This is a genomic window from Clostridium fungisolvens (assembly GCF_014193895.1).
Classification (GTDB): Bacteria; Bacillota; Clostridia; order Clostridiales; family Clostridiaceae; genus Clostridium_AR; species Clostridium_AR fungisolvens.
In genome coordinates, this window is the sequence record NZ_BLZR01000001.1 from 1,542,207 (window position 1) to 1,558,417 (window position 16,211).

The window sequence follows — 16,211 nt, forward strand, 5'->3', positions numbered from 1 at the left end:
CACTTAATTATTATAAAGAACTTAGTTTTAATCTCGATAATAAGAGTACTATAAATAGGCTTTATGCTTGAAGAAAATATATATTTAATCACCCAAATCTAATTTACTGATTGACTTAAATACTTATTTCCTTAAAAGTTTAGGCTTCATCTATAAGTGTACAACTTCGATTATAGATTTATTAAGAAAGCTGTTACGATTTCAAGAAGATGGTTTTGAAAATGTAAATTCAAGTAGGAAGTGGTTGAGCTATAGAAGCTATAAGACTATAAAGTATCATAAAGATTGGAAGTGATTTTGATATATGGATAAGGATATAACGATAGATTTTATTGAGAATAATTTAAATATATTTCAGAAGCTATATGATGTTATAAGGGTGGTAGATCCAATTACAAAGAGGGTGCTGTTATATAATGGGAATACATTAATTGAAAAAGGTAGTTCCTGTTTTAATAAAATTGGTAAAGAAGCTATTTGCGAAAACTGTATATCTATTAGAGCATTAAAGGATAAAAAAACCTATATGAAGATTGAAAGTGTGGATAATAAATCTTATCTGATTACAGTGTTACCAATTGAAGTCGACAACAAAACATTAATAGTAGAGCTTATTAAGGATGCTACAGACAGCCTCTTTTATGGTCATAGTTTAGATGGTAAAGGCTGTAAGGTTAGCAATATAATAAATGATCTGAAGCTTATGACTATAAGGGATTCATTAACTGACATAGGAAATAGAAGATTTATTGATGAAACATTACCAATAGACATGAAAGTATGTTTTAAGAAGGACGAACCTATTTCAATAATAATGGTTGATGTGGACTACTTTAAGAGTATTAATGATAGATTTGGACATACCACTGGAGATTTTGTCTTGAAGGAATTAGCTGGATGCTTAAAACAATGCATAAGAAATAAGAAAGATTGGATCGGAAGATACGGAGGAGAAGAATTTTTAGTGTGTATACCAGGGGCTGACGAAAAAGCTGCATTGGTTATAGCTGAAAGAATGCATGAGCGTATAGCAAAAAAGAAGTTTATTTATAATAATGAAGATATAAAAATAACTGCTTCCTTTGGAATATGCTCAACTTCAAATAAGGAAATAACAGTGGAAGAATTTTTAAATTTAGCTGATAAAAAGTTATATGAAGCTAAAAACGCTGGAAGAAATAGAATTGTATTTTAATATATAGGAGAGAGATCTTTATTTGATGATTTCTCTCCTATTATTCGTTACATTTGTTTTACCATTTCATGTATATTATGTACCATATATGGTGCGTCCATTTTATCGCAAACCATTTCTATGAAGCATAGTTTTTCTTTGCATTGAATTTCCGCTTGTTTAATCGCCTCATCTAGATCTCTATTTGTATAAACTTTTGTGGTATAAGAATTTCCTCCATAAGATTCAACGAGCTTTGTGTAGTCCCAATTTGGTATATCATTATAATGAGTCTTATTAGGTTTATTGAGATAAGCTTCTATAGTATAAAAGTTATTATTAATTAGGAAAATTATCGGTTTGCAGTTATTGTGTAACATAGAACTTATCTCTTGTGTAGTCAATTGATGAGATCCATCTCCTGTAAATAAAATCACACGCTTATCTTTAGCCGCAACAGATGCTCCGAAGGCAGCAGGAGTTGCGTATCCAATACTTCCCCAACCACTTTGATTTATATATATTACTCCTTTTGGTAGTCTTAACTGAGATATTCCATATGCAAATGTTCCTGTTTCAGCAATCAGAATATCATCCTCTTTGATAAATTCTTGTATTCTAGGATAATAAAAGTTAGATGAAATCTTATTCTCTAAGCTTGCGACGCTACTGGTATAAGGAAAATGTACATTAGGCTTTGGTGTTGATTTCTTTTTTGCAATCTTCAAAAGTTCATTTAGTGAGTCGGTTATTAGGATATTTTCATATACAGACATTCCCACTTTAACATATGTAGGTTGAATTTCTATTATATTTAGTGGATTTAAATTGGCGCTAAAGGAACCGGTATTGTAGTCAGACCAAATGGCACCTATAGTAATGAGACAGTCAGAACTTTCTACTATCTTTTGAACTTCATTGCTTCCCCAATTTCCTGCATATAAACCTATATAATTAGGGTGGCTTTCATTAAAAGAGCTTTTACCCATCATCATTGTAGCCACAGGTATATCCATTTTATCAACTAGTTGTTCTACCTTGCTCTGTAGACCATATCTTAATACTAAGATATCGGGAATTATAATAGGATTTTTGCACTTTGTAAGCATTAAGTTTATATGATCAATAGCTGATTTTAGAGATTTTTCTTCGGTTGATTTTTCAGCTGTAACAAATTCTCTTGTAGTAACTTTCTGTTCTGCTACGTCTATAGCAATAAGTAGATATACAGGTCTTTTTGTATCTTTTGCAATACTAATAGCTTTAGGTATTTCTATTTCGGCATTTTCTCTTGTAATAACTGCAGTATATGCAGTTATGTTTTCATAAATTTTTATAAATGCATCGTAATAGCCATCGAGTAGAGTATGATGCATTTTTTTATGCTCTAGTTGAACCGTTGTTTTAGGAGCACCTACTATATGAATAACTGGCACGTTTTCACTGTAAGAACCTGCAATTGCATTACATGCACTTAGCTCACCTACACCAAAGGTTGTAATAATAGCGCCCATTCCTTTTACTCTTGCATAACCATCAGCAGCATAGCCTGAATTTAATTCATTACAGCAATTTATGAAATTAATATTTTTATAGTGTTCTAATGTATCCAGCAGTGAAAAGTTATAATCTCCAGGTACTCCAAAGATTTCAGTTATTCCTTCTTTATATAAACAATCATATAAATATTCACTTACAGTTGGTTCATTTGTAGAAAAAGTTTTTTGTTGTTGAAGCATAAATACATACCTCCTAGATTAGATAAATTACGTTTTAAAACCTTGTTTAATAATATTTTTAAACATAAATATTAATTAATATTTTAACCAAGGTTATAAACCTTATGCCAAGGTTATTGACAAGAAAGGCAAAGCTACTTTATGTATAACATACTAAGTTTGGAAACCTAAAAAAGAAAAAAATGCATTAGTTGTAGATTTACTTTTATTGTTTCCTATAGTTAGGCTAAACAATAGTTTTAAAAATATGACAAATATGTTATAATTACTCCGGTAAAAATTAGTGAAATATCTAAATAAAATAGTTAAAAGAAAAAGCAAATTTAAGGCGGGTTATTTATTGTGAAGTATTTAGATTATTAGAATTAGTTACTAAATAAAAGGAAGTGAATGAATGAAGTTTATGAAGAAAAATTTATTAAAGAGTATATTTTTAATCCTAGTTTGTATTATTGGACTCTTAGCAATTTATGTTTTAACTACTCATAATGCAATTGGATTACTTAATAATAAAATGCTAGCATTGAGAAATGATAATGGTTCAATATTTATGAAATATTTTCTCTTGTGTACAAGTGCTTTTTTCTGTATCACAATTTTTTGTTATTATATTTTTATTCAGAAAAATATTAGATTAAAAATAAAGAATGAAAAGAAAGCGGTTATAGTATTAATTGTTCTTGGATTGATAGTGAGAATTATATTGGCTCTGCTAGTACATGGATATCCAGATGATATTATTTGTTTTAAGGTTTGGGCAACCTCGGTAGCTAAAAACTTGCCAGGGTTTTATATTAGTCCACAAGCTGCTGACTATCCACCACTATATTTATATCTGTTATTTATAATAGGAAAGTTAGGAAGTCTTGGCATAACAGGTAGATATTTTGTATTACTACTTAAATTACCTGCAATTATTGCTGATATGATCACCGCATATATTATATATAGATTAGCAAGAAGAAGAATTTCCGTGGAAATAAGCATGTTACTGGTGGTATTTTTTGTGTTTAATCCAGCAATACTCACCAATTCATCGTTGTGGGGGCAAGTTGATTCTTTATTTGCATTATTTATTGTTGCTGGAATGTATTTTATGATTGAAGAAAAATTAGAATTAGCTTCTGTAATGCTTGCTTTTTCAGTACTTATGAAACCGCAAGGGATTATATTTTTACCAGTGTTGTTTTTTGAACTTGTAAGAAGAAAGAAGCTCAAAAACTTTTTCAAATCAGCAGGAATAGCTTTAGTGGTTGCATTATTGGTTGTTATGCCGTTTAATGCAAATAGAAATATATTGTGGATAGTAGAACTTTATAAAAAGACAGTGGCAGAGTATCCATATGCAACAATGAATGCTTACAATCTTTTTTATTTATTTAAAGCAAATTATGTAGATAACTCTTTAAGTTTCTTATTTTTAAATTATCACACTTGGGGAATGATTTTTATTGTATTAACCACTTTGTTTTCTTGGTACATTTATGTAAAAGGTAATAATGCTAAGTTTGGTTTCTTATGTGCTTTGATTCAGATTTCTGGAGTATATACATTGTCAGTAGGGATGCATGACAGATATCTGTTTCCAGCGGTAATTTTAGCAATTTTATCTTACATATATTTAAAGGATAGAAGGCTACTGGTTTTAGCTATTGGGTTTAGTTTTACAGTGTATTTAAATACACATGTGGTTCTATTTAAATCTTTAGGTGGAAATATAAATCCTCTTACAGATTACCGCATAGGTATGGTAGTATCATTTATAAATGTGCTTTTACTTATATACTTGATTATAGTTTCCATAAGTAATTTAATAAGTGATAAAGCAAGTTAATAAAATATTTATTGGAGTGGCACATCCAAATCTGCATAAAAGTAGAAAGTACATGCAATGTATTTTCTGCTTTTTCAAATTTAAACAATGTATACAGCATATTTAGCAAACATAATAGCGTATATTTAAACAAAATAGAAATATTTATAGCAAAATACACGCTGTTGTAATGGAGGTTAATATGTATACATTTTCTGAACTTATTTCAAAGGGAATTGAAATCTTTTTTATCAATTTAGTTCTTTCTGGTGATAATGTAGGGGTAATAGCACTTGCAATAAAAGATTTACCACCAAAGAAGGCCAAGCTTGCCAATATTATGGGAGTATGGGTAGCGCTTTTTCTTAGAATATTTTTTGTTGGAATTATTGGCTTTTTATATACTTTAGAGTGGCTTCATATCAATATAATAGGAGCGATATTGCTTTTATATATTACTTATAATATGATTCAAGACCAAGGTAAAAGTGGTTACGGAAAGAAGGGACAAACAGGTGGCTTTTTTAAAGCACTTATATCTATAACTGTGGCAGATATAAGTATGAGCCTGGATAATGTACTAGCCATAGTTTCTATTGCAATGACTGATACTGAAAGGATAACAGGTCAACAGATGGGACTAGTGATATTTGGTTTAATGATATGTATGCCTATTATATTTTGGGGAAGTGAATTTATAGCGGAGATGATGGTAAGGTTTCCTGTAATTATATATATGTGTGCAGCCTTACTAGTTTATACTGCAGTGAAAATGATTTTTGACGATAAATTAGTGTCAAGTGTCATAAATAGTATAAATCCAGCGCTTGGTTTAATTTTTTCAATTTTATGTGCATTAGCAGTATTGGTTTATGGTATCGAAAATCTCTAGGAAAGAATATGATAAGAATTACATAAATTGAAGATAGGATGGATGAATGTGGGAGAACTAAGGAGTATATTGAAACTTATAAATTTTTCTGAAAAACTAAAGTATGAATTAAGGCATAGCTATTTATCTAATGGAAGGCAGGAGAGTGTTGCTGAGCACAGTTGGAGGCTTTCTCTCATGGCTATAATGATAGAGAAATATCTTACTAAGCCTATAGATATAGAAAAACTTTTAAAGATGACCATAATACATGACCTTGTAGAAGCAGAAGTTGGAGATGTTCCTACTTTTGATACTATGAACAATGAGCTAAAAAAGAATATGAAACATAAAAGTGAAATCATGGCCATTGAAAAAATAAGAGATATGCTTGGTAATACATTAGGTAATGATATATATGATTTATGGATGGAGTTTGAAGAGAAAGAAACTTATGAAGCGAAGGTTGCTAACGGATTGGACAAGTTAGAGGCACAAATACAGCATAACGAAGCGGATTTATCTACATGGATAGATATAGAATTTAAGATGTGTTATATGCTTGATAAACATGTTGAATTTGAACCGGCCTTAATGGAGCTAAAAAAGTTGGTATTAGAACAAGCAGAACAGAAACTTATGAAGGCTGATATAGATCTTAATTCTTTAAGAAGTTGATGGGGGTATTTCACACAAACAAAACATATTTATTACATAAGTACAATACAATGCTAGGTTATTATATAAATATGATAAGTTTTAATTTTTACCCCCTAAAAATTAAATTTAAAAATGTATATAATGTGGAAAAGTGTATATAATACTAATGACCGATATGGTCATTACGTAGGATCTTGCTGCCGAATGGCAGCTTTTTTTTCGTCTTATTATAAAGATGTATAAGTCAAATTTGTGTAAAAATTAATTTTAAATTGTATATCAATGGTATATAATATTGAATTAGGGTATATTAAGTCAGTTATAATATTTTTTAAAAATAAATTTATTATGAAGTGCTTATCTGTTCAGAAGAATAGATATACCATTTCCATGATTTAAAAATATACCAACAATCATTTTAAGTATTAATGGTATTTTACTTGATAAATGGATTTTATTTAGAATTGGTATATCTGTATACTATGGAAGGTGATATGTATGGATAGCGCAACAATTGTTAAAGCAGTGATAATAATACTTTTAGGCAGTGCCTATATATGGACAAATTCAAAGAGGTACAAGGATTAAAGATAGGAAGGGAACATCATATGAAGAATTTTTGGTGCGATGTGTACTTAGATAAGATAAAGAACAATGTAGATAGAATAAAAGAATTGACTAATAACAAGAAGATAATAGCAGTTGTAAAAGGAAATGCCTATGGATTAGGAATTGAAGGAGTAACTGAATATTTAGATCAATTTGTTGATTTTTTTGCAGTTGGAGATTTAGAAGAGGCTAAGAGAGTTAGGAGTCAAAAAGAAATTCTACTGTTATCCCCGCTGGTAACGTTAACTGATTTCAATACAGATATGGATAATATAATTTTTACAATAGATAACGAAGCTATGTTGGATAAACTTTCGCCTGAAGTAAATATAAAGGTTCATTTATATATTGATAGTGGAATGAATAGAATGGGAATAAGTCCAGATAGAATTGATAGTGTAATTGAAAAAATAAAAAATGAATTTAAAAATATAAACATAGATGGGATATATACTCACTTACATAATGGAAGCAATGTAAAGTACACAAAAAATCAAATTAATCTATTCAAAGCGACAGTTGAGAAATACGTAGGTGTGATACCACATATACATTGCTTAAATTCAATCTGTACCTTAAACAGTGAATATAGAGAGCTTGCTGAGTTTACCAATACTGTTAGAAGTGGAAATATTTTGTACGGATATGATGGGCTAAACCAAGGCTTTAAAAAAGCATATGGATTTTATGCAAAACCAGTTAATACTCACTTTGTAAAAAAGGGAGGATATGTTGGATACGGCTGTAAATATAAAGCTAAAAAAGATATGCAGGTTGGTGTACTAGGCTTTGGGAACATAGAGCATTTTGGCTTTAATAAGGCAGTGAAGCATAATGTGTTTTATGATATATTAAAGGCTATTTACAATCATGTTAAGTTTAGACCAGTTATCTTTTCAGGGAATATAGGGGTAAGAGTTCTTGGCACAGCTAACATGAATACTACACTGATATCAATGGATGACATAAACATAGAAAGCATTCTTAGAGTTGATATATCTCCTATACTTGCAGATTCATCTGTGGAGAAAAATTACATAACGAATTAGTTGTTCAGCATAATAAGTTATTATTCGTGATATGACGAATAATAACTTATTTTTTTCTTTTATCATTGACAAAGTATGGAGCAAGTGTTATTTTATTTTTATAAAGGCGAATAATTTTACAACTATTTAAAATATAATTCGTAATCAAGGGCGATTACTTTCCTAAGTGTGCCCTTAGGATTTTTTTATTCTTTAGGGAATTATAATTCAATTGAATCTGTGGATAAGTTAAAGAATAAAATCTGAATATTTGTGTTTTGGGAGGAAATCATGATTAGAACTTTGTATGTAGAAAAAAGACAAGGCTTTGATATCGAAGCAAACGCACTACTAGAGGACTTCAAAACAAATTTAGGAATAAACACTATCAAAGAGGTACGTTTAATAAACAAATATTCTTTCAACGAAATTGAAAGTGAAGTTTATGAAAAGGCAAAGGCTATAATCTTTTCTGAACCTATGGTGGATAAAGTTTATGAAGACCAATTTCCTATTTCAGAAGGAGAAGCTGTTTTTGCAGTAGAATACCTTCCAGGCCAATATGATCAAAGAGCAGACTCAGCTGAACAATGCTTTCAGATTCTTACAGCAGGGGATAAACTTGAAATAAAGTCATCAAAGGTTGTATGTATTAGTGGCGATATAAGTGAAGATGAACTAACAAAGATAAAACAATATTACATAAATCCTGTTGACTCAAGAGAGGTAGATCCTCTATCTAAAGAGTTATTCTCATCCTATGAAATTCCAAGCGAAGTTAAAAATATAGATGATTTTATAAATATGAATGAAGAACAGTTAAGCGATCTTCATAAAGAATTAGGCTTAGCCATGACAATAGAAGATTTAATATTAATAAAAGAATATTTCTCAGAAGAAAGAAGAAATCCAAGTATTACTGAGATAAAGGTTATAGATACTTATTGGTCAGATCATTGTAGACACACAACTTTCTTGACTTCAATAGAAAGTGTTGAAATAGAAGAAAGTATCTATTCAAGTCCGATCATTAAAAGTTTTAACAGATATAAAGAAGCAAGAGAGCTTTTATATAAGAATAAAAATAAAGATATGACTTTAATGGATATAGCTGTAATAGCAATGAAAGAACTTAGAAGTAAAGGAATGCTTGAAGATCTAGATATTTCAGATGAAATAAATGCATGTTCCATAAAAGTAAAGGTTGAAACAGAAAAGGGTACTGAAGATTACCTAGTAATGTTCAAGAATGAAACCCACAATCATCCTACTGAAATAGAACCCTTTGGTGGGGCAGCTACATGTCTTGGTGGGGCAATTAGAGACCCGCTATCTGGCAGAACTTATGTATATCAAGCCATGAGAGTTACCGGAAGCGGAGATCCTACAGTTTCTATAGAAAATACGCTAAAAGGAAAATTACCTCAAAGAAAGATAACTTTAGGGGCAGCACACGGATATAGTTCCTATGGAAATCAAATAGGACTTGCTACTGGACAGGTTAATGAAATATATGATGCTGGATATGTTGCTAAGAGAATGGAAATTGGTGCAGTAATAGCAGCAGCACCACTTAAAAATGTAAGAAGAGAAGAACCTGTAAAGGGAGATATAATAATTCTTCTTGGTGGAAGAACGGGAAGAGATGGTTGCGGTGGAGCAACTGGATCGTCAAAGGAACATACAGTTGAATCAATAGAACAATGCGGAGCAGAAGTGCAGAAGGGAAATGCACCAACTGAAAGAAAGTTACAAAGACTTTTTAGAAATCCTAAGGTCTCAACTATGATAAAAAGATGTAATGATTTTGGTGCTGGTGGGGTTTCTGTAGCAATTGGAGAACTATGTAGAGGTCTTGATATTAACTTAGATCTAGTTCCTAAAAAGTATGAAGGTCTTGATGGAACCGAACTAGCTATTTCAGAATCACAGGAAAGAATGGCGGTAGTTGTTTCAAAAGAAGATGGACAAAAGTTTGTTGAACTAGCTCTTGAAGAAAATTTAGAAGCAACTATTGTTGCTGAAGTTACTGATCTTGAAAGAATGAGAATGTTTTGGAATGGTAAAAAGATTGTAGATTTATCAAGAGCCTTCTTAGATACAAATGGAGCGAAGCAAAGTACTGACGCTATATTAAAGGCACCTAAGTCAGAAGAAAATGTATTTAACGAAGAAAATAATGCAAGCTTAAGAGAACAATGGATAGAAACTTTAAAGAGCTTAAATGTTGCATCACAAAAAGGCTTAGTTGAAAGATTTGACTCAACAATAGGTGCAGGCACTATACTAATGCCTTTTGGAGGAAAATATCAGCTTACTCCTGCTGAAGGAATGTCAGCTAAGATACCTGTAGTTAATGGAGAAGCTGAAGAAGCAACTATTATGAGCTTTGGATTTAACCCGAAGATTGCGAGATGGAGTCCATACCATAGTGCTTATAACGCAGTGGTAGAATCGGTAGCTAAGATAGTTGCATGCGGTGGTAAAAGCAAAAAGATTTGGTTAACTTTCCAAGAGTACTTCGAAAAGCTTGGTAAAAATCCTGAAAGATGGGGAAAACCACTTGCAGCACTACTTGGAGCATATCAAGCTCAGATAGATTTAGGGATAGCAGCAATAGGTGGAAAAGATAGTATGTCTGGAAGTTTTGGAGAAATGGATGTACCACCTACTTTAGTATCCTTTGCTGTAGCGGTTGAGAAAGCTAAAAATATAATCTCACCTGAGTTTAAGTCAGTAGATTCTCAAGTGATCTACGTAAGCGTAAGTAGAGATGAAAGTGAACTTATTAATATAGAAGAATTTAAGAAAAATGTAGAAGTAATTGAAAGATTAATCGAAGAGAAAAAAGTTATATCAGCATATTCCTTAAAAAATGGGGGCATTTGTGAAGGAATATCTAAAATGTGTTTCGGAAACAAAATTGGGGTTAGGCTTTCAGCATTAAGCAAAGAAGAACTTTTCAATATTAACTATGGAACATTTATACTTGAAGTTCCATGTGGAGTAGATGTTGTAAGTGAATTCAAAGGGGCTAGTTACAAGATTATTGGTGAAACAATAGAAGAAGCAGCTATTAAAGTTTTAGATGAAAGCTTTGATATTGATGAACTTATACTACAGTGGGAAAGAAAATTAAGTAAAGTGTTTAAGATTAAGACTAAAGAAGAAAGTGAAAAGGTAACTTCTATCCTATATGAAAATAGCTATAAAAAGTCACCTGCAATTAAAACTGCAAAACCAAGAGTATTAATACCTGTATTCCCAGGTACAAACTGTGAATATGATTGTACAAGAGCTTTCGAAAAAGAAGGTGCTGAAGTAAAACAATTAGTTCTAAAGAACCTTACAAAAGAAAGTCTTCTTGATTCTTTAGTACAGATGGAAAAAGAGATACAAAATAGTCAAATTATAATGCTTCCTGGAGGTTTTAGTGCTGGTGATGAACCTGATGGATCAGCAAAATTCATTGCTACAGTGTTTAGAAATGAAAGAATAAGTAATGCTGTGATGGATCTTCTGAAAAATAGAGATGGGCTTATGTTAGGGATTTGTAATGGCTTCCAAGCATTAGTGAAGCTTGGGCTGCTTCCATACGGAGAGATAGTTGATATGGAAGAGGATATGGCTACATTAACTTTTAACACCATGGGAAGACATATGAGTTCAATAGTAAATACTAAGGTAGTTTCAAAGCTATCACCATGGTTTAATGAAGTTAATTTAGGAGATATACATGCTGTTCCGATATCTCATGGTGAAGGAAGATTTGTTGCGCCACAAGAGCTTTTAACAGTGCTTCAATCAAAGGGACAAATAGCGACTCAATATGTGGATATGAATGGAGAGGCTACACTTAATATGCCATACAATCCAAATGGGTCAATGCTTGCTATAGAAGGTATAACAAGTCCTGATGGAAGAATACTTGGTAAGATGGGACATTCAGAAAGAATAGGTGACAACTTGTATAAAAACATTATTGGTGAGTTTGACCAAAAACTCTTCAAATCTGGTGTGAATTACTTTAAATAATATTGAAATTAATTATAAAATAATCTTAATTAATTCGGAGGTATAAGATGAAAGTAGCAATTTTCTTTGGTTCAAAATCAGATACTGATGTAATGAAGGGAGCGGCTAATGCTCTTAAGGAATTTGGCGTGGAATATAAGGCTTTTGTATTATCTGCTCATAGAGTTCCTGAAAAGCTTATGGAAACTCTACATGAAATAGATGAACAAGGTTTTGAAGTAATCATTGCTGGTGCTGGACTTGCAGCACACTTGCCAGGAGTTATAGCATCACATACAACAATGCCTGTAATAGGAGTACCTGTAAACGCAGCAATAAATGGGTTAGATGCTTTATATTCAATAGTTCAAATGCCTAAATCAATACCAGTAGCAACAGTTGGTATAAACAACAGTTATAATGCTGGTATGCTTGCAGTACAGATGCTTTCATTAAAATATCCAGAGCTTAAAGAAAAGCTAATAAATTTCCGTAAAGATATGAAAGAAAAATTCATAAAAGAAAATGGAGAAGGAGTGGAACTATAATGGAAAAAAGAGAAATGATGTATGAAGGAAAAGCAAAGAAAATATATGCAACTGATAAGGCAGATGAGGTAATAGTTTATTATAAGGATGATGCAACAGCATTTAACGGAGAAAAGAAAGGTCAAATAGAAGACAAGGGTGTTTTAAATAACGCAATTACTTCAGTGCTTTTTGAACTTCTTGCGAAAGAAGGAGTTAAAACTCACTTTATAGAAAAGTTAAGTGAAAGAGAACAACTTTGCAAAAAGGTTGAAATAGTACCTCTTGAAGTTATAGTGAGAAATGTAGCAGCTGGAAGTATGGCAAAGAGATTAGGACTTGAAGAAGGTTTCCCACTTAAGACTACAGTTTTTGAAATCTGCTTAAAGGATGATTCATTAGGAGATCCACTAATAAATGATTATCATGCAGTAGGAATAGGAGCAGCTACTTTTGAAGAATTAAAAGCAATGTATGAAATAACTGCAAAGGTTAATGAAGTACTAAAGGCATTTTTCTTAAAGCAGAACATAAAGCTAATAGATTTCAAAATAGAGTTTGGAAGATTTAACGGAGAAATAATACTAGCTGATGAAATATCACCAGACACTTGCAGATTCTGGGATGCAACTACTAATGAAAAGTTAGACAAAGATAGATTTAGAAGAGATCTTGGAAATGTTAAAGATGCATATGTAGAAATACTTAATAGAATTAACCAGTAATTATTAGTGAAAGGAATCTGATTATGAGAATAGAGCCAATTGAAGATAAGTTTAAAGAAGAATGTGGAGTATTTGGAGTATTTTCCAAGAACAACTTAGATGTAGCAAGAATCACATACTATGGACTTTATGCATTACAACACAGAGGACAAGAAAGTGCGGGTATTGCAGTTTCTGATGGTGATAATATAAAACTTCATAAGGACTTAGGTCTTATAACTGAAGCTTTTAAAGAAAGGCACCTAGAGGAATTAAAGGGACATATGGCAATTGGACACGTTAGATATTCAACAACAGGATCTACTAATGTGGAAAATGCACAACCACTTTTAAGCTCATATAAGCTTGGCTCTATTGCCATAGCACATAATGGAAATCTAGTTAATGCAGATGTGCTTAGAGAACTTCTAGAAGATTCTGGACACGTATTTCATACCTCGATAGACTCGGAAGTAATTATAAGCTTAATAGCTAGAGGAGCAAAAAGAGGAATAGAAAGAGCTATAGCTGATGCTGTTCAAACCATAAAAGGTTCCTTTGCATTAGTTATGATGACTAAGGATAAACTTATAGGGGTTAGAGACTCCAATGGAATAAGACCTTTATGTATAGGAAAAATTGACGATAGCTATATTTTAGCTTCTGAAAGCTGTGCTTTAGACACAGTTGGGGCTGAATTTGTAAGAGATGTAAAACCAGGTGAAATTGTAATAATAGATGAACATGGTATAGAAAGCGTAAGATATTCAGAACAAACTCAGTGCGAGACTTGTGTGTTTGAATATATATATTTTGCAAGACCTGATAGTACAATAGACGGTATAAATGTTCATCAATCAAGAATTAAAGTGGGAGAAATGCTATTCAAAGAGTCTCCAGTTGAGGCTGATATTGTAATAGGTGTTCCAGATTCGGGAATCTCCGCTGCAATTGGATATTCAAGGGCTTCTGGTATTCCTTATGAAACAGGTTTTGTGAAGAATAAATACGTTGGAAGAACCTTCATAACACCAAATCAAGAGATGAGAGAAAGAGCGGTATCAGTAAAGCTTAATCCTTTAAAAGTAAATGTAGAGGGTAAAAGAGTAATTCTTATTGATGATTCAATAGTTAGAGGAACAACCTCAAGGCATCTTGTTGAAGCTCTTAGGAAAGCAGGAGCTACAGAGGTTCACTTTAGAGTTGCATCACCAGTAGTAAAATTTCCATGTTATTTTGGAATAGACATATCTTATAGAAAAGAATTAATTGGTTCAGATAGAACAGTTGAACAAATAAATGAGGTAATTGGTGCAGATTCCCTATCTTATATTTCTTTAGAAGGGTTATTAAAGTGCTTTGGAGAAAAGAAAGGTTACTGTTTAGGCTGCTTTAATGGAATTTATCCGGTTTCAACACCAATAGAAACAGCAAAAGATCATCTTGAAAGGTAGTGAAGAAATGTTAACATACAAACAAGCAGGAGTAGATATTGAAGAGGGATATAAATCTGTTAAACTCATAAAAGAATATGCAAGCAGAACTTTATCAAAATATGTTTTAAATGGACTTGGAAGCTTTGCAGGAATGGTAGAACTTCCTGAAGGTTATAAAAAACCTGTACTAGTTTCTGGAACAGATGGAGTTGGTACAAAGCTTGATATAGCTTTTAAGACAAAAAAATATGATACTGTAGGAATAGACTGCGTTGCTATGTGCGTAAATGATATATTATGTCATGGTGCAAAGCCACTATTTTTCCTAGATTATATAGCTTGCGGTAAGCTTGAAGCTGAAGTAGCTTCAGATTTAGTAAAAGGTGTATCCGATGGTTGTCTTCAAGGTGATTGTTCCTTAGTTGGTGGCGAAACAGCAGAAATGCCTGGCTTCTATAAAGAAGGAGAATACGATGTAGCAGGATTTGCAGTAGGAATTGTAGATAAAGATAAGATAATCAACGGAAGCACTATAGAAGAGGGAAATGTCCTAATAGGTTTAGCATCTTCAGGAATACATTCCAATGGATTCTCTTTAGTAAGAAAAATATTTACTGATTTAAATGAAGAATTTGATGGAAAGCCAGTATGGGAAACTTTAATTGAGCCTACAAAGATATATGTAAAACCGGTAATGAATGTTTTAGAAAGTTACGATATAAAGGGAATGGCACATATAACTGGTGGAGGTTTTATAGAAAATGTTCCAAGAATGTTTGGGGACAGAGAACTTACTGCAGTTATCAATAAGGATAGCTATCCACTTCCTAACATTTTTCAGGAAATAATAAATAGAGGTGTTGAAAAAGACCATATGTACAATACCTTCAACATGGGAATAGGTTTCGTATTAGCAGTAGATAAACAAGATAAGGATGCTGTACTTGAGTTATTGATATCTCAAGGTGAAAGAGCTTATGAGATTGGATATGTTAAGAACGGAGGTACAGGAATTTGTTTAGAATAGCAGTATTAGTTTCAGGTGGAGGAAGTAATCTTGGTTCTATAATCGATAGTATTGAGAAGGGATACTTAAACTGCTCCATTGAGGCTGTTATCTCTGATAAAAAAGATGCTTTTGCATTAACAAGAGCAAAAGAAAAAAATATCCCAGCGTATGTAGTAGATAAGAAGGAATTTGGATCTGAATCTTCGAATAAGATATTAGAGCTTTTAAGAGATAAGGTAGATTTAGTTGTGCTTGCAGGATACTTATCCATCTTAAATGGAGAGCTACTAAGATATTTTAAAGACAGGATAATAAATATCCATCCTTCTCTTATTCCAGCATTTTCAGGAGCTGGAATGTATGGGATAAAAGTTCATCAGGCTGCTATTAAAAAAGGAGTTAGATTTTCAGGCTGCACAGTACATTTTGTAAATGAAGAGGTTGATGGGGGAGAGATACTTCTTCAAGAGGTGGTTAAAGTTCATGAAGAGGATGAACCAAAAACACTTCAAGAGAGAATTCTTGTAAAAGAGCATGAGATTTTACCTAAAGCTATAAAGCTTATAAGTGAAGGAAAAGTTATAATAAAAGATGGAAAAACTTTTATTACTGAATAGTTCCAATCCT

At 32.0% G+C, this 16,211-nt stretch carries 12 protein-coding genes; 11 read left to right on the forward strand and 1 reads right to left on the reverse strand.

The genetic code is table 11. The features are described from left to right. Positions 1-304 precede the first annotated feature (304 nt). Positions 305-1,195, forward strand: coding sequence for a GGDEF domain-containing protein (locus bsdtw1_RS06310; protein WP_183276754.1), 891 nt, complete (start codon positions 305-307; stop codon positions 1,193-1,195). A 47-nt stretch (positions 1,196-1,242) separates the two neighbouring features. On the opposite strand, the gene bsdtw1_RS06315 is transcribed toward bsdtw1_RS06310, so the two are convergent. Continuing rightward, a complete protein-coding gene (locus bsdtw1_RS06315) occupies positions 1,243-2,913 on the reverse strand; it encodes an alpha-keto acid decarboxylase family protein (RefSeq protein ID WP_183276755.1) in 1,671 nt (556 codons plus the stop codon). 394 nt (positions 2,914-3,307) lie between these two features. Here bsdtw1_RS06315 and bsdtw1_RS06320 point away from each other — a divergent pair, with 394 nt between their 5' ends. The 10 genes from bsdtw1_RS06320 to purN all read left to right on the forward strand — a co-directional run bounded on the left by bsdtw1_RS06320 (position 3,308) and on the right by purN (position 16,201). Continuing rightward, positions 3,308-4,747, forward strand: a complete 1,440-nt coding sequence (locus bsdtw1_RS06320) for an MptA/MptB family glycosyltransferase (RefSeq protein WP_183276756.1) — start codon at positions 3,308-3,310, stop codon at positions 4,745-4,747. A gap of 181 nt (positions 4,748-4,928) precedes the next feature. Beyond that, positions 4,929-5,618: a YjbE family putative metal transport protein gene (locus bsdtw1_RS06325; RefSeq protein WP_183276757.1), complete on the forward strand. Its 690-nt coding sequence runs from the start codon at positions 4,929-4,931 to the stop codon at positions 5,616-5,618. A 48-nt stretch (positions 5,619-5,666) separates the two neighbouring features. Continuing rightward, positions 5,667-6,275 (forward strand): HD domain-containing protein, encoded by a 609-nt coding sequence (locus bsdtw1_RS06330; protein WP_205245271.1) that lies wholly within the window; start codon positions 5,667-5,669, stop codon positions 6,273-6,275. A 539-nt stretch (positions 6,276-6,814) separates the two neighbouring features. Continuing rightward, complete coding sequence (locus bsdtw1_RS06335; protein ID WP_244638113.1) at positions 6,815-7,915, forward strand: alanine racemase; 1,101 nt, start codon at positions 6,815-6,817, stop codon at positions 7,913-7,915. 270 nt (positions 7,916-8,185) lie between these two features. Further along, positions 8,186-11,929: a phosphoribosylformylglycinamidine synthase gene (locus bsdtw1_RS06340; protein WP_183276758.1), complete on the forward strand. Its 3,744-nt coding sequence runs from the start codon at positions 8,186-8,188 to the stop codon at positions 11,927-11,929. 47 nt (positions 11,930-11,976) lie between these two features. Beyond that, positions 11,977-12,456 (forward strand): 5-(carboxyamino)imidazole ribonucleotide mutase, encoded by a 480-nt coding sequence (purE, locus tag bsdtw1_RS06345; protein WP_128214549.1) that lies wholly within the window; start codon positions 11,977-11,979, stop codon positions 12,454-12,456. Beyond that, entirely contained in the window at positions 12,456-13,160 is a 705-nt protein-coding gene (purC, locus tag bsdtw1_RS06350) for a phosphoribosylaminoimidazolesuccinocarboxamide synthase (protein WP_183276759.1), read from the forward strand. The genes purE and purC overlap by 1 nt, the downstream gene beginning before the upstream one ends. Before the next feature lie 23 nt (positions 13,161-13,183). Further along, positions 13,184-14,593 (forward strand): amidophosphoribosyltransferase, encoded by a 1,410-nt coding sequence (gene purF, locus bsdtw1_RS06355; RefSeq protein WP_183276760.1) that lies wholly within the window; start codon positions 13,184-13,186, stop codon positions 14,591-14,593. Positions 14,594-14,600: 7 nt separating this feature from the next. Continuing rightward, positions 14,601-15,602, forward strand: a complete 1,002-nt coding sequence (purM, locus tag bsdtw1_RS06360; RefSeq protein ID WP_183276761.1) for a phosphoribosylformylglycinamidine cyclo-ligase — start codon at positions 14,601-14,603, stop codon at positions 15,600-15,602. Continuing rightward, positions 15,590-16,201, forward strand: a complete 612-nt coding sequence (gene purN, locus bsdtw1_RS06365; RefSeq protein WP_183276762.1) for a phosphoribosylglycinamide formyltransferase — start codon at positions 15,590-15,592, stop codon at positions 16,199-16,201. The genes purM and purN overlap by 13 nt, the downstream gene beginning before the upstream one ends. The last annotated feature ends 10 nt before the right edge of the window (positions 16,202-16,211 follow it).